Source organism: Pseudoalteromonas sp. 2CM28B, from assembly GCF_023161935.1.
Window position 1 is genome coordinate 81,537 of the sequence record NZ_JALNTH010000006.1, and the last position, 18,379, is coordinate 99,915.

Consider the following 18,379-nt stretch of genomic DNA (forward strand, 5'->3'; position numbering starts at 1 on the left):
TTGAGCGCAATTGTAACTAGGATAAGGGTGTGTCTCTTACCTTGTGGTGTTACTACCATTTAGCAAATCATTATCTTAGCTACAAATAATATACAGATGGTCGAGCGTTTTAGTGCCCCATGGCACAAAACAGCTAAAGCAAAAAATTATAAGGCCATTACAACAATTCTTAAAGTTAGGAAGTAAATATGAGTTCAGCTCCAGATAGTGGTTGGTTTGGCCACCCTAAAGGACTTTCGACATTGTTCTTCACTGAGATGTGGGAACGAATGAGTTACTACGGCATGCGAGCGATGCTCGTATTGTTTATGACAGCAAGCCTACAAGAAGAAGGCCTTGCCTTTACTGTTGCATCAGCTGCTGCAATTTACGGTTTATACACAGGTGCCGTTTATTTCTTAGGCTTACCGGGTGGTTGGCTAGCGGATAGATTATTCGGTGGTCAAAAGGCCGTATGGTACGGCGGTATCATCATCATGTGTGGCCATATTATTTTGGCCGTGCCTCATGAGTATTCATTTTTTATTGGTTTGATCTTTGTTGCTACAGGTACTGGTTTGCTAAAACCAAATATCAGCGCAATGGTAGGCCAGTTATACAGCGATGCTGATGAGCGCCGTGATGGCGGTTACGCTATCTACTACATGGGTATTAACTTAGGTTCTTTAATTGGTTACTACGTATGTGGTTACTTTATGGAAAACGTAGGTTGGCACTGGGCATTTGGTGCAGCTGCTGTGGGTATGGCTATTGGCTTAATCCAATATAAGCGCACGCTTAACAACCTACCAGAGCACAGTGCATTACCGGCTAACCCATTAAGCGCTAAAGGTACATCTCGTGCATGGTTTGGTATTGCTGCTTTTGTTGTTATTGCCGCTGGTGTGACCGCTGCAGCAATGACGGGCGCAATTATTATTAACCCAACTGTTGTAGCAGGCTACACAGCTGTTGTGTTTACTATTATATTCTTTATTTATTTCGGGGTTATTTACTTTACAGGTAAATTAACAGCGGGCGAAAAACAAAGAATGTGGGCACTATTTTTAGTGTGTGTTGCCTCTGCGTGTTTTTGGTCTGGCTTTGAGCAAGCGGGTTCATCACTTAACCTATTTGCCCGTGATTACACAGATCGCCTTATTGGCACTTTTGAAATTCCGACTACGTGGTTCCAATCTTTAAACTCACTATTTATTATTGCTTTATCGCCATTTTTTGCCGCGCTTTGGATTAACCTATCTAAAAAGATGGTATCGCCTACTTACAGCGTAAAATGTGCAATGGGCTTAATTATTATGGCTTCTGGCTTTTTAGTTATGTTTATGGCCGCTCACTACGCAGCTGAAGGCTTAAAAGTAGCGCCATACTGGCTAGTAACAACCTACTTTTTACATACAGTGGGTGAGCTTTGTTTAAGCCCTGTAGCATTAAGTGCGGTAAGTAAACTTTCGCCGCGTCGTTACACAGGCCAAATGATGGGTGTATTTGTATTAACTTATTCAATTGGTAACATTATTGCTGGCTTACTGGCTGGTAACTTTGATCCAAATAACGTTGAAGAAATCCCTAACTTATACTTACAAATTGCCTTATTTAGCATTGGCGTAGGTATTGTTTTAGTGCTTATGAGCTTTAAAGCGAAAGTATGGGAAAAACAAGGCCTAGAAGAAAAAGCTGCATAATATTGCACGTTTAATTACGCGTAATACTAATTATAATTTCCCCCATAGCCGCTATGGGGGAAATTTTCTCAAATTTCTATATCACCTCGCTGTAAACTGGTATCATCTGCTGATTAATTTTTAACTAGTCTCAGGGACGCATTACATGCGCTTGTTAACTTTATCTCGCACCCTATTTTTAACCTTAAGCATTCTTTTATTATCTGCCTGTGGTGGTTCAGACGATCAAGTTACAACTAACCCTAATGATCCCGTTGAGCCTGAGCCTAGCGAGTTAACAGTATCTACAACTACAGGTTTAGATGTCAGACTTGATGAAGGAAGCTTTTTACTGACTGTACCTGCCAATGCTGTCTCTCAAAACACTGAACTTACATACGAAAAAACAGTATTAGATGATGTAAATGCACTACTAAATATTATCTCAGATATACACCTACTCACCCCAAGTACGCTTTCTTTTAGTAACCCAATAACAATTACCATAAAAATACCTGATGATTACCAATTAGGAGGCCAGCTATTTATTGCTAGACAATCTGGCGATAGCTGGGAAGTTATTGATAACTCTTTTGTTGCAGATGGTTTTGTAAGTGCGCAAGTAACAACACTGGGAACCTTCGCTATTATGATGCAGCGCAATGAGGCCTTTGCAGCTATAGGCCCAACGTGTGATGCCACAGCCACAGAGCAATCGGTTAGATTTGTTCATGTTGCCGACCTACATGCGCGATTCGGTTATGAGGAGCAATACTTTAGCCGCATAAAGGCCTACTACAACCAAGTACTTGCACAAACGCCGCATACCCTTTTTACCAACGGGGGTGATGACTACGAAAAAGGCACTGTTGCTGAGCAACTATCACAAGGTAGCGCTACAGAAGAAGCCATTAAAGCCATGCAGTTTGATTTACGTGTGGTTGGAAATCACGACTATGCATGGGGGCCAGAAAAGCTATTAAGCTACTCGCAAGATGACAACGCCATAGTGCTTGCCAGTAATACACGCTATGAAGGCGAACAATTACAAGATTTTGCCGCTGTAGGCTTTGCTAAAGTACAAGTAGGCTGTGTGACCTTAGGTGTATTTGGCATGACCTCAGTACCTTGGAACGAGCTAGATGAACCGATAGATGATGAGCCTATACCTGATTTTATCAAACAATTTAAAATGAGCTGGCAGTGGCAACAAATAGCACAAAGTATAGTAAACCAATACCAAGGCGACGTTGACTACATGGTAATGCTAAGCCATTTAGGTGAAGGCTTAGACATTGATATGGCAACCGATGTAAGCGGTATTGATTTAGTGTTAGGCGGACATACCCACGGCGGTGAAAGTTATAATACGCTCGAGAACGGCGCTGTGGTTATTCAGCCAGATTTTTATGCAAAAGGTATTACAGACGTAACACTTACCTTTAACACTCAAGATAAAACGTCGCCTACAATTAGCTACAGCACAATTGAAACCGACAGCATCAGCGAACGTGATGAACCAACTAAACTGGCAATTGATGAAATTATGGGCCGCTATGCGCCTGATGCAAACACAGAAATTGCTATTTCTGAAAACTACCCAAGTAGTTTAGAACTTGCAGAAATAACGGCTTTAGCTGCAGCCCATGCAAGTGATATAACGGCGGCCCTGCTTAACCCAGAATTAGTACAAACAAGGTGGACACCAGGGACCTTAACACAAGAAGACTTTCATAAAGCCTACTATGTTGAGCGCCAGCCCTCTAACACTCCAGGCTTTAATTCGTTATATAGCGTAACGGTTACAGGTAGCGATTTAAACACCATGTTTGCCAGTCAGCCTGATTGGTTTTTACTCAAACCAGATGATATACAAGCTGCGAGCACTTATCAGGTTGCGTTGTTTAAAGGCGCAGCACTTAATCCTGAGCTATTTTTTAGCGGTGTTACCTTTTCAAACGTAGAAGCCATTGACGAAGCATGGTGGTTACTTGATCAATATGCGCGTTTTAGAACAAGCCAATGCTTATACCTAGATACCGATAATCAACTCTTTTCATGTAATGAGCAAAGCAATGTCACAGTGTGGAATTTTAACGATGCAAATAGCCCTTTGGCAGCAGATTATGGCCCTTCAGTATTGAGCTATTTTGACCCAGAACAAACAAACTGGGGCCCTGAAGAAACGCAATATAATACAACTCAAGCACTTGGTATTGCTGATTTTGCTGATGGCAGCTCAGGTGTAATGGCGTTTTCACGCCACGCCCCTACCGAGGGGTTATTAATAACCTTAAATACACCTGCCAATGGTGATTATGCAAGTGAAGGAATGGTTTCTGATTACACCTTAGTAATGGATTTATATTGGCCAGAAGAAGGCAAAGATATTTATCGCGCTATCATGCAAGCAAACACACAAGATTACCTCACTGATGATGCCGATATGTTTATCGACCCAACCGGCGGTTATGGTAAATCAACCAGTGATAGTGGTTACTTTGGACAAACAGAGCCTGAAAACTGGCACCGAGTTGCATTTGTATTTTATACCGCCCCCAGTAATGGGGTATTTGAAGTGTACATAGACGGCGAGGTTGCTGGTGTTAAAGAAGACGGTGAAATAAATAACACCTGGGCATTAACGTCATCTGTTTTACTCTTTACAGATAACAACTTTGAAACAGTGCCCGGTTATTTAAACGCCCTTTTATATGCTGGGCGCGCCCTGACTCGAGACGAAATTAAAAGCATAGGCAGTGCACAATCAAAGCTGACATTTACCCCTACAACACGGGTATTAAACCAAGCTATTGAGCGCCATTACCAAGCAGCTCCAACCGTAAAACCTAACCTTTGGCTCGAGCAGCGCAACACGTTTTTTAACAATCGCACACAAAGTGTAAACAATTGAATACAAAAAACATGATGTAACTACATTTTTAAAAGAGGTTTTATTTTTATAAAACCTCTTTTTTATTTATTTATATCAATATCTTAAACTTTAATAAACTAAAAGCATCAAGCTGATAAATGCTCGTTTACCCTAAAGCGTAAGGTATAAACCTATTGAATAAGTAAACGTCTTATTAAATTTACAGTTTGCTCAAATGCTAAATCTGCTCCCCCTCTTCCCCAAACTTAAAATCTAGTTGATTATCTAGCTCAACACGACAACAACACATAAACGCAGTAGCAATATTTATTGCAGGAGTAATAAAAATGAGTGAAGCAAATAATCCACTAGGTTTAGTTGGTATTGAGTTTACTGAATACGCAACACCTGATGCAGACTACATGGATAAAGTGTTTACTGATTTTGGTTTTTCAAAATTAAAAAAATTTAAAGGCAAAGATATTGTCTATTACAACCAAAACGACATTCACTTTTTACTAAATAACGAACGCGATGGTTTTTCTGCTGAATTTGCAAAAAGTCATGGCCCAGCAATTTGCTCTATGGGTTGGCGCGTTGAGGATGCACAGCATGCATTTGAAACAGCTGTAGCACGTGGTGCAAAACCCGCAACCGACTCAACCCATAAAGACTTACCTTATCCCGCCATTTACGGTATTGGCGATAGCCTGATTTACTTTATTGAGCAATTTGGTGATAAAGGGTCTATTTATGAGTCTGACTTTGAAGATTTATCATCACCTAATGTAGTTGAAGATAAAGGCTTTATACGTATAGATCACTTAACTAATAACGTTTACAAAGGCACTATGGAAACATGGGCAAACTTTTATAAAGACGTGTTTGGTTTTACAGAAGTACGCTATTTCGATATTAAAGGTCAAAAAACAGCGCTGCTATCGTATGCATTAAAATCACCCTGTGGCACCTTCTCAATTCCTATTAATGAAGGTAAAGGCAATAACAACAACCAAATTGACGAGTATTTAGGCGAATATAATGGCCCTGGAGTACAACATCTCGCGTTTTTAACTGACGATTTAGTTAGCTCGCTTGATAAGCTTGATAAATCGACCATTGCTACTTTAGACATTATTCCTGAATATTACGACACTATTTTTGACCGTGTACCGTGGGTTGCAGAAGATAAAGAGAAAATTCGCGAGCATCAAATATTAGTCGATAGCCAAAGTGAAAACTGCTACCTATTACAAATTTTCTCTAAAAACCTATTTGGACCTATTTTTATAGAAATGATCCAACGTGTAGATGATGGTGGTTTTGGTGAAGGTAATTTCCAAGCATTGTTTGAGTCAATTGAGCGAGACCAAGAGCGCCGCGGCGTTTTATAACTTTTTTGAGTAAATTAAAAGCAGCGATCTTCGCTGCTTTTTGTCGTTTTAATATTTAAAAAGTAGGGTGCAAGATACAAGTATGCTTAAATAAATGCATGCACCCAACATCAAACCTAAAGGATAAGTAATGAGCCAAATTAACGAAACCCACGACATTAATTTAACTAGCTGGGTAGAGTCGGCCAATATTAAAGGCTGTGATTTCCCGATTCAAAATTTACCTTTTGCAGAATTTCGTACTAAAAACACAAATGAAGAATTTAGAGGCGGGGTTGCGATTGGCGATCAGGTTATTGATTTAGCAAAATTGAGCCACTTAAACATTTTTACCGGTGATGCTAAAACAGCCCTAGATGCAGCAAGCGAATCAACACTAAATACATTTATGGGTTTAGGGGAGCAATACTGGTCAGCACTGCGCTTAGCGCTTTCAAAAGCATTGCGTGAAGGCGCACAGCAACAAAAAGAAATGCAAAGTACCCTTATTGCTCAAGCTGATATAGAGTTTTCACTGCCGTGTCGTATTGGTGATTACACCGACTTTTATACCTCAATTTACCATGCAACAGCCGTTGGTAGCTTGTTTAGACCAGACAACCCGCTTTTACCAAACTATAAGTGGGTGCCGATTGGCTATCATGGCCGCTCTTCATCTATTGATGTATCGGGGCAAACGTTTCACCGCCCTAAAGGGCAAACTAAAGCGCCCGATGCAGATACCCCATCATTTGGCCCATGTAAACGCCTAGATTACGAGTTAGAGCTTGGTATTTACTTAGGCAAAGGCAATGCGCTGGGTGATGCTATCGCCATTGAAAACGCTGAAAACCATGTATTTGGTTTTTGTGTATTTAACGATTGGTCAGCACGAGATTTACAAGCATGGGAATACCAACCATTAGGCCCGTTTTTAGCTAAAAACTTTGCATCAACCGTATCGCCTTGGATTGTCACCACTGAAGCACTTGCACCTTTTAGAACTAGCTGGACACGTGATGAAAACGACCCTCAGCCAATGCCGTACCTAGAATCTGCTGCTAACCGCGAGCAAGGAGCATTTGATATCCAGATGGATGTTAAAATTCAGACTCAAAAAATGCGTGATGAAAACCACCAACCTACGCAGGTCTCTGCCTCAAGCTTCAAACATTCATATTGGACTGTGGCGCAAATGGTGACCCACCATACTGTAAATGGCTGTAACTTTATGCCAGGTGATATGCTCGGCTCTGGCACGCAGTCAGGCCCTACACATGAAGAAGCGGGCTCTTTATTAGAGCTTTCTCGTGGTGGTAAAGAAAAAATAACCCTGAGTAATGGTGAGCAACGCAGCTTTTTAGAAGATGGCGATAATGTAATTATGCGCGGCTGGTGTGAAAAGCCAGGCTATGCCCGTATTGGCTTTGGTAGTGTAGAAAGCACTGTATTACCTGCTAAATAACTTATTGGTTATTGATATGTCCTAAATAAGCAAACACATTTGTGGACAACACATAGCAAATAAAAAAGCCACCTAGTTAAACTAGGTGGCTTTTTCGTATCTAAAGTACGGGTTGATTAAAGGTCTTTTTCAACCTCATCAAATAGCGCAGTAATATTTTGCGCTGGCTCTTTCGTCGCTAAGCTTACAACTACAATTGCAATACTTGCTAAAATAAAGCCTGGTACAATTTCGTACATGTAACTGCTTAAGCTTTGCCCATCAATCATAAATGGTGAGTAAATCCAAAAAAGAACCGTACCAGCACCTACAACCATACCTGCTAGCGCGCCTTCAAAGTTCATGCGTTTCCAGTACAGGCTAAATAAAACCAGTGGGCCAAATGCCGCACCAAAACCTGCCCATGCATTACTTACTAAGCTTAATATTGAGCTGTTTCTATCGTACGCTAAGTAAATAGCACATAGAGCAACTGCTGCTACACTAATACGTCCTACAGTAACAAGCTCTGTGTCGCTTGCTTCTTTGCGTAAAAACGTTTTGTAAAAATCTTCAGTTAACGAACTTGAGCTAACAAGTAACTGCGAAGAAATTGTACTCATGATTGCAGCTAAAATAGCCGCCAATAAGAAACCAGCAATTAATGGGTGGAATAATAACTCAGAAAGAATTAAGAAAATGGTTTCTGGGTCTTCAACAACAATGTTGTTTTCGTAAGTGTACGCGGCACCAAATAAACCAGTACCCACAGCACCAATGGCTGCAACTATCATCCATGTCATACCAATACGGCGAGCCGTTGGCATATCTTTTACGCTACGCACCGACATAAAACGTACAATAATATGAGGTTGACCAAAGTAGCCCAAGCCCCATGCCATTGCCGAAATAATCCCTAATGCAGAGCCTGCACCTATCCAATTAAGCATATCGGGGTTAACGCTATGAAGTGTTGACTCTAGCGGTTGATCTAATAAAGAGTAAGCAACGGTCGGTACCAGTATCAAGGCAATAAACATAATACAGCCTTGCACAAAGTCAGTTAAGCTAACTGCTAAGAAGCCACCAAATAAGGTATATAAAACAACAACACCAGTGGTGATGTATAAACCCATTTCGTAACTTAAGCCAAACGAGCTTTCAAACAATTTACCGCCTGCTACAACACCTGATGATGTATAAAGCGTAAAGAACACAATAATTACTACCGCAGAAACTACACGTAAAAGGTTTGATTTATCATTAAAACGATTAGAGAAGTAGTCTGGGATTGTGATTGAGTCGTTTGCTTTTTCAGTGTAAACACGCAAACGAGGCGCAACTAAAAAGTAGTTTAACCACGCACCAATAACCAAGCCTATTGCTATCCATGTGCTACTAAAGCCAGTAACGAACATAGCGCCAGGTAAGCCCATTAAAATCCAACCACTCATATCCGATGCGCCAGCAGATAATGCTGCAACACTTGGAGATAAGCTACGTCCACCTAGCATATAACCCGAAACATCACTTGTAGACTGTTTGTATGCATAAAGTCCAATGCCAAGCATGACTATAAAATACAATACCAGTGAAATAATCATTCCTGTTTCCAAATTCGCCTCCACAAAGTTGTATAAAACAGGCTTTTAATCCTAATAATGACTCTTAAAATATTATAATAAAGACACTATTGGGGTAAAAACCATCCGTCTTGACTATACCATGCTTAAAGGTGATAACTCCAACTTGTTACACTGAAGTGAACAAAAAACAGCCGCATTGACTATTTAACCCTCAAACACCCGATATACGGTAAATTTATTTACATATATAGCTAATATTTAATAACAATTCATTAAATCAATAATAATTACCTAATGCTATTTCGAACGTTTTGCCATATATTATAGCCATTGCTAATAATTATTATTTTGTACGGAACTATTTATGTATTTTTATGCTGCACGCCAACCTATTTTAGACCGCGAAAAGGAGCTTGTTGGATACGAGTTATTATTTCGTGATGGCGTTGATAATGTATTTCCAGACATAGACGGTGACGAAGCAACAACGAAGCTGATCGAAGGGAGTCAGTTTAATTTTGGCTTAGAAGATTTAACTGGCAACAAACCCGCCTATATTAACTTTACTCTAGAAACCTTACTTAAAGGTTACCCTACTATGTTAGGGAAAGAGACGGTCGTTGTAGAAATCCTTGAAACAGTGCAACCAGGTAAGCGCTTACTGGCTATTGTTAAAGATTTAAAAGAAAAAGGCTACACCCTAGCGCTTGATGATTACATTCACCAACCAGTATGGCGCCATTTTTACCCATTTATCGATATTATAAAAATAGACTTTTTAACCACTGATGAAAGTGCAATAAAAACCATAATTAACGATATTAAAGCTTATCCAAACATCAAGCTTTTAGCTGAAAAAGTAGAAACCTATGAAGCCTATAATTTAGCTCTTGAGCTTGGGTTTGAATATTTTCAGGGGTTCTTTTTTTCAAAACCTGAAATGGTACAAAGTAAAGCACTGCCGCCATCAGAAATGGCATTAGCAGAGCTGCTTTACGAAACCTCATCTGTTGAAATGGATCTTAAAAAGATAACCGATGTGTTTGAACGTGACGTAAATCTATCTTACAAGTTATTGCGTTATTCAAACTCAGCTGCGTTTGCGCGCAGAGCCGAAATAAACACAATCAAACAAGCACTCATCGTCCTTGGCGCTAACGAAATTAAAAAGCTGTTATCTTTGTTATTTGCAGCGCAAGTTTCTGCCGATAAACCTGTTGAGCTAATTAGGCTTTCGCTAACACGTGCACGATTTGGCGAACTACTTGCTATTTCACACGGGCAGTTTAAAGATACCGGTATGGCCTTTTTAACTGGCATGATGTCGCTTATGGACGCCATTTTAGATGAAACCATGGAAAGCGTTATGCAAAAGCTCCCGCTGTCTGCAGAGATAAAAGCTGCGCTATTGAATGACGAAGGCCTGCTTGCTCAGTATCTAAACTTGGTTAAGTTTTATGAGCACGCAGATTGGGAAGCCGCCAACGAAATTGCTAAACAGTTAAATTTAGGCGAAGAAGTTGCCAACGCATACCATGACGCCTTAACGTGGGTTAATGAGCAAATGCAGCTGATGGTTAAAGAATAATAAACATTAGAGCTTATTTAAGCTCAAAATACACATAAAAAAATGCCAGCAATTGCTGGCATTTTTTATAGCTGTTATTTAGAGGCTTTCTAAGAAGTCTTCATCAAAGTCTTCAGGCTCTTCTTTGATTGGTGGATTGCCGTCGTATAGCTCATAAAGCTGACGCTGAAAGTATATGTCTTTAACAAATAAATACGGGTCAAGAGAGTCATTAAGTAGGCCTTCTTGCGGGATAAGTGAAGCACGAGCTTCAACCGCTTTAAGCGCAAAAACTAAAATAGTTTGAGGCGTAGTCAGAGCGATTTCTGGTAACACAAAGTTATCAACGACATCGCCTGTTAAGTTACGTGCTGTAGTCGGTCCCATTGCTGGCAGCATAATATATGCGCCATCGCCAACGCCCCACACGCCCAATGTTTGGCCAAAGTCTTCATCTACCAGCTCAAGTCCAAGTGAACTTGCAACATCAAAAATACCAAACACACCTACCGTAGAGTTAACTAAAAAACGCGCTAAACTCACGCCTGCGTTGCCCGCTTTACCTTGTAGCCCTGCGTTTATCATATCAACAGGCGCACTAATATTATCGGTAAAGTTAACAATCCCATTGCGTACAGGTACAGGGGTCACTTCTACATACCCTACAGCCACAGGGCGTAAAATATAAGCATCAAGAATATCCATATTAAAGTCGTACAATGGACGGTTAATGCTTTGTAGCGGGTCGCGCTCATCAACTTTGTTTTCTGGTACTTGTGCACATCCGGCTAGCACCAATAAACATAAAAAAGTAAAACTATGCTTTAACATCTAATGTCCTTAAGGTATTAATGTATCAATTTGAAGTTGGTAGTCACTTACGTTTTCACGTTGTAGTGTCTCAGAGTGACCCTCTAACTCACCACTACTTGGCATAACTGACTCATCGATTGAGATCCGCGCTGTGATCACAATATCTTTAGCACTTGATAAGTTTAACCCATCAACCATTGCATTAGCATCAGTGAGTTGCACCGTTAGCGGAAAGCTGTATTCATTTAGTTTTACAACCGCTAATGGCATAGGAGAGCCTTGAGCAGCCTTGGCAAAAATAAATAAAGTCCCCTGCTGTGGCTGCTTATCGAAAAGCTCATCCGCTAAGCTCACAGTAACACTAATAGTACTGTTAGCAGAGACCGGCATTACAGAGCCCTCATTTTGCATTTGTTGCTCTATATCGGAAATACGCTGCGCTATCATTGTATAACGCGTATCGCTTTTATCCATGCTTGCCAGTAATACTTCAAACGCCGCTTTGGCTTGCGGCCAGTCCTTGCGCTCATAGGCAATAAGCGCTAATAAAGAAATAGCATCAAGGTTTGTTGGTTCAACCTTTAGCACTTTAGATAGCATACCCGCTGCACGCGTCATGTTCTCTTCGCTGCCTTCAAGTAGTAAAACTTGGCTGTAGCTAATGAGTACTTGCATGTTGTCTGGGTTCATTCGCAGGGCTTTATCAAATGATTGCTGCGCCATATCAAATTCGTTTAACGACATGGCTACACGTCCAAGCAACATCCACGCAACTTCGTCATCGCCTGATTCACTAAGCTTAGTGCGCAGCGCTAAAGCAAACGCTTGCAACTCGTTTTGAGTTAGTGGCTCACCTTTTTGCATTACCGCACGCTCGCCATAATCTGCAAGGTTATCCATTGCATCATACCACGCTGCTATTTGCTGCTGGCTCCCTGTAAAGGTGTAAAAAACACCGGTGAGGGCTAATAAAAATGCTGCGCCTGTTAAAGCAAAAATACGGTTATTACCTTTGCTATTAAGCGATTTTTCTGGCGAAAGCTCGTTCAATAAACGACGTTTTAACTCTATAACCGATTCACTATGGCTTTGCGCATCAATACGTTGATTGTCTAAGTCGTTTTGCAACTCAACTAAACGCTGCTCGTAAATGCTGATCAATTCTGCATTAGCATTGTGAGTAATGGTTTGCACGCGCTCTTTTTTTAAAAAAGGCAACATAATGAAAGCCAGTGCAATTAGTGTGAGTAAAGCAAAACACGCCCACATTAAAATCATTAATTTTGCTCCTGACGTTTATTTTCTGCAATTAACTTAGCAAGTTTTGCTTCATCATCACTGTTCCAGGTTTGCTTAACTGACGCCTTACGCTGGCGAATTACAATAAAACCAAAACCCAAAATAACAATAAGTACAGGTAAAACCCAAAGTACTAATGTGGCTGGTGTTACAGGCGGATCGTAATGAACAAAATAACCGTATCTGTCTATCATGTAATCGATTACTTCGTCTTTTGTTTTACCTTCTTTTACCAACGCGAGTACCTTGTCGCGTAAATCTTTTGCAACAATGGCATCAGAGTCTGCAATATTTTGGTTTTGACATTTAGGGCACCTGAGCTCTTTGGTTAACTCTTCAAAGCGCACAGCTTGTTGGTTATTGTCAAACTGGTAGCGATCTTGCTCGGCATACACTGCCATACTTATAAAAAAGCTCAGGGTTAATAAAAACACTCGCATTAATTTAGCTCCTGCATAACAGGGGCAAATTTAGCACGCCATACGCGCGGGTTTAGATCCCCTGTATGGTGTAATAAAATTTTACCCGTTTTATCCACTAAAAATGTTTCAGGGGCACCTGATACACCTAAATCAAGTGACAAGGTACGGTGCAAGTCTAAAATATTAAATTGGTATGGGTCGCCAGCACGGCTGAGCATATCGCTCACATCGGTGCGCAAAGCCTGCATATCAAATGGGCCATCAAAATCGGCATCGTACCCTTGTACATAGTACAAACCAATAATTTTTACGCCTTGCTCGCGTAGCTTAGTTAAATACCCTAGTTCAACTAAACATGTAGGGCACCAAGTCCCCCATACATTAAGTAAATAAACTTCGCCTTTTAGGCTTTCATCTGTCCAGCGCTTATCATCTTGCATTAAATCAGGCAGGTTAAACGCAGGCATCGTTTGGCCTAGTCGTCCGGTTTGAATTTCACGCGGGTTGGCAAACAAACCTTGATACAAAAATACACATAAAAATATGAATATTAATAACGGTGCTAAAGCTAAAATTTTACGGTTCATTACGCATTCTCCAACGCTTTTTTGCGTGTACTTGCTGATGTACGGTAGCGTTTATCGAATAAAATCATAAACCCTGCAAGCGATATAAGTACACCGCCTATCCACATCCAACGCACGAAAGGTTTGTGATAAATACGCAGTGACCATGCCCCTTTACTTAATTGCTCACCGAGCGCTAAATATAGGTCGCGAGTAAAGCCGGCATCAATTGCCGCTTCGGTCATAAATTGCATACCAATATCGTATTTGCGTTTTTCTGCATGTAACTCAGTCACTAGCTTATCGTTATTGAATACCGACACTACACCAGCATGCCCACTGTAGTTAGGGCCGCGTATTGATTTAACGCCATCAAATCGGTATTCGTATTGGTTAAGCGTGACAATATCGCCTTGCTTCATAGAAACATCACGCTCCACCGAGTACGCCGAAGTAAGTGTTACGCCAGCAATAACAAATGCTAAACCAACGTGACCTAGCACCATAGCCCAGTAGCTAATGCCTAAACGTTTAATACCTTCTTTTAGCGTCCCGTGAACCGACGCCTTGGCGTATAAATCTATGGCAGTAGAGACTGCAACCCATACACCTAAGGTGGTGGCTAATAATGTAAGTGGTTTTACGACATCGTAGCTTGAGAACAACCACGCACAGGTAATAACAACACTTATTAACACACCTATTAATACTTTATTTTGTAGTACAGCCCACTTGTTTTGTTTCCAACGAAGAAAAGGCCCAATTCCCATTAATATGGCAAATGGTACTAATAAAATGGCAAACATTTTATTAAAGAACGGTTCGCCAATAGAAATACTGCCTAGGCCCATTTCTTTATGCACCATAGGTAACAAAGTACCTAAAAGAACAATTAATGTGGCTACCACTAAAAAGATGTTGTTAAGCCATAAGGCCACTTCGCGTGATACAAACTTGTAACGGCCTTCGCTTTTAACTTGTGATACGCGCAGCGCATACAACGATAAACCGCCGCCAACAACAATGCCTAAAAAGGCTAGAATAAATAAACCTCTATCGGGGTCAGTGGCAAATGCATGCACCGATACAATAATGCCTGAGCGAACAATAAAGGTGCCTAATAAGCTTAGAGAAAATGCAGCGATGGCAAGCAGCACAGTCCACGATTTAAATACACCGCGCTTTTCTGTCACGCTCAAAGAGTGCAATAAAGCCGTAGCGACTAGCCAGGGCATAAGCGATGCGTTTTCTACCGGATCCCAAAACCACCAGCCACCCCAGCCAAGCTCAGAGTAAGCCCACCAGCTGCCTATGGTTATTCCTAAACTTAAAAAGCCCCAAGCAGTCATCGTCCATGGGCGAGACCATTTAGCCCAGGTGTTATCAAGTTTACCTGTTAAAAGTGCTGCAATAGCAAATGAAAACGCAACCGATAACCCTACATATCCCATATACAGTAATGGCGGATGAATGATCATACCTGGGTCTTGTAGTAGCGGATTTAAATCACGCCCTTCAACAGGGAAATACGGCAGTAAGCGTTCAAACGGGCTTGAAAGCAGTAGTGTGTACATCATAAAACCGACACCTAAAAAGCCAAGCACACCTAAAACACGTGCACGCAACACCCAAGGTAGCGATTTAGAACGCATAGCAACCACGGCGGTCCACCCTGCTTGCATTACAAGCCACAGTAAAATAGCGCCTTCGTGCCCACCCCACGTAGAGGTAATTTTATAATACCAAGGCAACGTACTACTTGAATGGTACGCCACATAAGATACCGTAAAGTCATCAGTTAAGCTGGCATAGATAAGCGCAGCAAACGAGATAAGTACAAAAGCAAACTGCCCAACGGCTAAAGACGGGGCCGCACGCATTAAACGAAGATTACCGGTATGCGCGCCCCACAGCGGAAAAATACACAGTAAAACGCTTAGCACCATGGCAAGCGTTAAAGAAAAATAACCAAGTTCTGGGATCATATTAGCTACCGCTATCTAGGTTGTATTTTGGTTTTTCGTGTTTAATTCCTTTTACGGCTTCTGCTACTTCTGCTGGCATGTATTCTTCATCATGCTTAGCCAGTACTTCAAAAGCTTCAATCACGTTTGGTTCTACAAGCACACCTTGCGCTACAATACCTTGGCCTTCGCGAAATAAGTCAGGCAAAATGCCTTGGTATTTAATTGTTACCAATGGCCCGGTATCAATCAATTTAAAGCTGACTTGTAAACTTTGTTCATTACGAATGACAGAACCCGGCACAACCATACCGCCAATACGCAACTTTTGCCCTATTTGCGGTTTTTCTTTATCTGGGCCTTTGCCGTCTATTAGCTCGCTTGGTGTATAAAATAAGTTTATGTTTTCTTGTAGCGCATAAAGCACTAGGCCTACAGAGGCACCAATACCAAACAGTACGGCAATAATTACCAATAGGCGTTTTTTACGTCTTGGGTTCATGAGATTTGTTCCTGCTTCGCTTTTTTAATTCGCGCTTCGCGCGCAACTTGCTGCTCTACTGAGGCCATAATACGTTTTGTATCACGTAAAGAGCTAAATAAAATGCCCAACAAAATTAAGGCGCATGTACCAAATGAAAGCCACACGTAAAACCCGTAGCCTCCCATTGCAATAAAATCAGAAAAAGAGTCAAACTGCATAATTTACCCCTTACTTAACAAGGCTCGAACCCAAGGTCGATGCTTTTCACGTTGTAATATTTCATTTTTAAGGCGAATTAACGTTACAGTGCCCACAAACGCTGCAAATGCTAAAATATTTACCATAAGCGGCCAAAACATACTTGGGTCAATGGCTTTTGTATCAAGCTTTGTGATTGTTGCGCCTTGGTGCAGGGTGTTCCACCACTCTACGGAGTAGTGAATAACAGGTAAATTAATTACCCCTACAATGGCTAAAATAGACGCTGCGCGCCCTGCTGATTTTTTATCTTCAAAGGCATGGTAAAGCGACAGCACGCCTAAGTATAAAAACAATAAAATAAGTTCAGAGGTTAAACGTGCATCCCATACCCACCAAGCACCCCACATAGGTTTACCCCATGCAGCGCCGGTAATTAAGGCAATAGCTGTAACACAAGCTCCCACCGGGGCAATAGCAATTACAGCAAGTTCAGCGTTACGTAATTGCCACACTAAAGCGACAATAGCTGCTATAGCCATAGAAGAGTATGCGCCCATAGACAAAATAGCCGATGGAACATGAATGAAAATAATACGGTAGCTGTCTTTTTGTTGATAATCAGCTGGTGCAAAACCTAAGCCCCAAATCCAACCAACAAGCATACTTATAACCGTAACAACGGCAAAATAAGGCAGTAACGTATTACATAATTGATATGCGCGCTCTGCTTTTGCGTAGGGATGTAACCACTTCCACATATTAACTTACACTCACTTTTAATGCTGACGATATGGCGATGGGTGCGCACATAATAGCAACTACTAACATGGCCCCAAGAATGGCAAGCTGCCCGCTATAATCCAGCGACATAGTACTGGTATCAATGGCTGACGTTGCAAAAATTAAAACAGGAATATACAAAGGCAACACTAATAGGCTCATTAAAATGCCGCCTTTTTGTAATCCCACAGTAAGGCCAGCCCCAATTGCACCAATAAAGCTTAATAATGGCGTGCCTAATAATAATGTTAATACGGTCGCTAACAGCGCAGAGCTCTCTAAATTAAGCAATAAAGCAAATAACGGTGTCATTAATACTAATGGTAAACCGGTAACAACCCAATGCGCCGCGACTTTAGCCAACACGGTGAGTGATAGCGGGTACGATGAAGCAATTAACTGCTCTAACGAGCCATCGTTATAGTCGTCTCTGAATAATTTATCGAGTCCAAGCATGGTAGAGAGCAAAGCAGCTACCCAAATAATACCTGGCGCCATTCTGTTTAATAGACCGGGCTCTGGGCCAATTGCTAACGGAAATAAAGAAATAACAATGAGAAAAAACAAGATAGGATTGATAATTTCAGCACGCTGGCGAAACGCAAGCTTTACATCTTTACTAAATACCGCACTAAACAGCAGCCAATATGAATGTTGACGAGTCATCAGTAACGATACTCCAAGGTCACCGTTTGTAGGTTTTCAAACTGTGTTGTTAAATCTTGATGGGTTGTTAGTAAAATAGCGCCACCACTTTTTAAATGCTCAGAAAAACGTTGTTGTAAAAATGCAACGCCATTTTTATCAAGTGCAGTAAAGGGTTCATCAAGCACCCATAGTTTTGCATCGCTTAACCATAATCGCACTAAAGCGACACGACGCTGCTGCCCTGCAGAGAGCATTCTTACCGGCACATCTTCAAGGCCCACTAAGCCAAGCTTAGCTAAAATTGGATATAAGTCGGGCTCATTTGTATAGCCGTTAATGTGTAACCAATGGCGTACGTTTTCCAATGCGCTGAGCTGCACATTGACACCGGTTTTATGGCCTATAAATAGCAGGTCAGTGGCGTACTCTTCATAATGCTTGGTAATAGCTTGCTGGTTATAAAAAATAGCGCCTTCATCAGGCACACTAAAGCCTGCGACAATACGCAATAATGATGTTTTGCCTGCCCCGTTAGGACCTGCTAATTGCATGATTTGACCGCTATTTAGGCTAAAATTAAGATCCGCAAACAAACAACGTTCTTGCTTGATGCAGGTGACGGACTTAATGTGTAACAAGATGACGTTTCTCTATGCCAAAAATTAGGCGTTAGTCTACCATAATGATAGGGTAATA

At 41.2% G+C, this 18,379-nt stretch carries 16 protein-coding genes; 5 read left to right on the forward strand and 11 right to left on the reverse strand.

The window, feature by feature from the left end:
• Positions 1-188: 188 nt before the first annotated feature.
• The 4 genes from MTN96_RS10665 to fahA all read left to right on the forward strand — a co-directional run bounded on the left by MTN96_RS10665 (position 189) and on the right by fahA (position 7,374).
• On the forward strand, positions 189-1,682 hold the full coding sequence (locus tag MTN96_RS10665) for a peptide MFS transporter (RefSeq protein WP_138579263.1): 1,494 nt from the start codon (positions 189-191) through the stop codon (positions 1,680-1,682).
• A gap of 145 nt (positions 1,683-1,827) precedes the next feature.
• Complete coding sequence (locus MTN96_RS10670; protein ID WP_248531546.1) at positions 1,828-4,575, forward strand: metallophosphoesterase; 2,748 nt, start codon at positions 1,828-1,830, stop codon at positions 4,573-4,575.
• 308 nt (positions 4,576-4,883) lie between these two features.
• The gene (hppD, locus tag MTN96_RS10675) at positions 4,884-5,930 is read left to right on the forward strand and encodes a 4-hydroxyphenylpyruvate dioxygenase (protein WP_004588333.1); all 1,047 of its coding nucleotides are present in this window, start codon (positions 4,884-4,886) and stop codon (positions 5,928-5,930) included.
• 130 nt (positions 5,931-6,060) lie between these two features.
• Positions 6,061-7,374, forward strand: coding sequence for a fumarylacetoacetase (fahA, locus tag MTN96_RS10680; protein ID WP_054983015.1), 1,314 nt, complete (start codon positions 6,061-6,063; stop codon positions 7,372-7,374).
• 116 nt (positions 7,375-7,490) lie between these two features.
• Here fahA and putP read toward each other — a convergent pair whose 3' ends face one another.
• The gene (gene putP, locus MTN96_RS10685; RefSeq protein ID WP_248531548.1) at positions 7,491-8,969 is read right to left on the reverse strand and encodes a sodium/proline symporter PutP; all 1,479 of its coding nucleotides are present in this window, start codon (positions 8,967-8,969) and stop codon (positions 7,491-7,493) included.
• A 334-nt stretch (positions 8,970-9,303) separates the two neighbouring features.
• Between putP and MTN96_RS10690 the strand changes: the two genes are divergently transcribed.
• The gene (locus MTN96_RS10690; protein WP_248531549.1) at positions 9,304-10,527 is read left to right on the forward strand and encodes an EAL and HDOD domain-containing protein; all 1,224 of its coding nucleotides are present in this window, start codon (positions 9,304-9,306) and stop codon (positions 10,525-10,527) included.
• A 78-nt stretch (positions 10,528-10,605) separates the two neighbouring features.
• On the opposite strand, the gene MTN96_RS10695 is transcribed toward MTN96_RS10690, so the two are convergent.
• Genes MTN96_RS10695 through ccmA form a run of 10 tightly spaced genes read right to left on the reverse strand, consistent with a single transcriptional unit; the run spans position 10,606 to position 18,321 of the window.
• The gene (locus MTN96_RS10695) at positions 10,606-11,337 is read right to left on the reverse strand and encodes a VacJ family lipoprotein (RefSeq protein ID WP_004588329.1); all 732 of its coding nucleotides are present in this window, start codon (positions 11,335-11,337) and stop codon (positions 10,606-10,608) included.
• Positions 11,338-11,346: 9 nt separating this feature from the next.
• A complete protein-coding gene (gene ccmI / locus MTN96_RS10700; protein ID WP_248531551.1) occupies positions 11,347-12,597 on the reverse strand; it encodes a c-type cytochrome biogenesis protein CcmI in 1,251 nt (416 codons plus the stop codon).
• Positions 12,597-13,058 (reverse strand): cytochrome c-type biogenesis protein, encoded by a 462-nt coding sequence (locus tag MTN96_RS10705; RefSeq protein ID WP_004588327.1) that lies wholly within the window; start codon positions 13,056-13,058, stop codon positions 12,597-12,599. The genes ccmI and MTN96_RS10705 overlap by 1 nt, the downstream gene beginning before the upstream one ends.
• The gene (locus MTN96_RS10710; protein ID WP_029773820.1) at positions 13,058-13,627 is read right to left on the reverse strand and encodes a redoxin family protein; all 570 of its coding nucleotides are present in this window, start codon (positions 13,625-13,627) and stop codon (positions 13,058-13,060) included. The genes MTN96_RS10705 and MTN96_RS10710 overlap by 1 nt, the downstream gene beginning before the upstream one ends.
• The gene (locus MTN96_RS10715) at positions 13,627-15,591 is read right to left on the reverse strand and encodes a heme lyase CcmF/NrfE family subunit (protein ID WP_096739268.1); all 1,965 of its coding nucleotides are present in this window, start codon (positions 15,589-15,591) and stop codon (positions 13,627-13,629) included. Before MTN96_RS10715 ends, MTN96_RS10710 begins: the two co-directional genes overlap by 1 nt.
• 1 nt (position 15,592) lies before the next feature.
• Positions 15,593-16,072 (reverse strand): cytochrome c maturation protein CcmE, encoded by a 480-nt coding sequence (ccmE, locus tag MTN96_RS10720; RefSeq protein ID WP_004588324.1) that lies wholly within the window; start codon positions 16,070-16,072, stop codon positions 15,593-15,595.
• Positions 16,069-16,272, reverse strand: a complete 204-nt coding sequence (gene ccmD, locus MTN96_RS10725; protein ID WP_004588323.1) for a heme exporter protein CcmD — start codon at positions 16,270-16,272, stop codon at positions 16,069-16,071. Before ccmD ends, ccmE begins: the two co-directional genes overlap by 4 nt.
• A gap of 3 nt (positions 16,273-16,275) precedes the next feature.
• Positions 16,276-17,013, reverse strand: coding sequence for a heme ABC transporter permease (locus tag MTN96_RS10730; RefSeq protein ID WP_004588322.1), 738 nt, complete (start codon positions 17,011-17,013; stop codon positions 16,276-16,278).
• Between the two features lies 1 nt (position 17,014).
• Positions 17,015-17,701 (reverse strand): heme exporter protein CcmB, encoded by a 687-nt coding sequence (ccmB, locus tag MTN96_RS10735; protein ID WP_004588321.1) that lies wholly within the window; start codon positions 17,699-17,701, stop codon positions 17,015-17,017.
• Entirely contained in the window at positions 17,701-18,321 is a 621-nt protein-coding gene (ccmA, locus tag MTN96_RS10740; RefSeq protein ID WP_086004334.1) for a cytochrome c biogenesis heme-transporting ATPase CcmA, read from the reverse strand. Before ccmA ends, ccmB begins: the two co-directional genes overlap by 1 nt.
• Positions 18,322-18,379: the final 58 nt, after the last annotated feature.

Excerpts from the sequence above, each read along its gene's own strand:
- MTN96_RS10665 (WP_138579263.1), top strand. The coding sequence starts at position 189 with ATGAGTTCAGCTCCAGATAGTGGTTGGTTTGGCCACCCTAAAGGACTT.
- MTN96_RS10670 (WP_248531546.1), top strand. The coding sequence starts at position 1,828 with ATGCGCTTGTTAACTTTATCTCGCACCCTATTTTTAACCTTAAGCATT.
- hppD (WP_004588333.1), top strand. The coding sequence starts at position 4,884 with ATGAGTGAAGCAAATAATCCACTAGGTTTAGTTGGTATTGAGTTTACT.
- fahA (WP_054983015.1), top strand. The coding sequence starts at position 6,061 with ATGAGCCAAATTAACGAAACCCACGACATTAATTTAACTAGCTGGGTA.
- MTN96_RS10690 (WP_248531549.1), top strand. The coding sequence starts at position 9,304 with ATGTATTTTTATGCTGCACGCCAACCTATTTTAGACCGCGAAAAGGAG.
- MTN96_RS10695 (WP_004588329.1), bottom strand. The coding sequence starts at position 11,337 with ATGTTAAAGCATAGTTTTACTTTTTTATGTTTATTGGTGCTAGCCGGA.
- ccmI (WP_248531551.1), bottom strand. The coding sequence starts at position 12,597 with ATGATTTTAATGTGGGCGTGTTTTGCTTTACTCACACTAATTGCACTG.
- MTN96_RS10705 (WP_004588327.1), bottom strand. The coding sequence starts at position 13,058 with ATGCGAGTGTTTTTATTAACCCTGAGCTTTTTTATAAGTATGGCAGTG.
- MTN96_RS10710 (WP_029773820.1), bottom strand. The coding sequence starts at position 13,627 with ATGAACCGTAAAATTTTAGCTTTAGCACCGTTATTAATATTCATATTT.
- MTN96_RS10715 (WP_096739268.1), bottom strand. The coding sequence starts at position 15,591 with ATGATCCCAGAACTTGGTTATTTTTCTTTAACGCTTGCCATGGTGCTA.
- ccmE (WP_004588324.1), bottom strand. The coding sequence starts at position 16,072 with ATGAACCCAAGACGTAAAAAACGCCTATTGGTAATTATTGCCGTACTG.
- ccmD (WP_004588323.1), bottom strand. The coding sequence starts at position 16,272 with ATGCAGTTTGACTCTTTTTCTGATTTTATTGCAATGGGAGGCTACGGG.
- MTN96_RS10730 (WP_004588322.1), bottom strand. The coding sequence starts at position 17,013 with ATGTGGAAGTGGTTACATCCCTACGCAAAAGCAGAGCGCGCATATCAA.
- ccmB (WP_004588321.1), bottom strand. The coding sequence starts at position 17,701 with ATGACTCGTCAACATTCATATTGGCTGCTGTTTAGTGCGGTATTTAGT.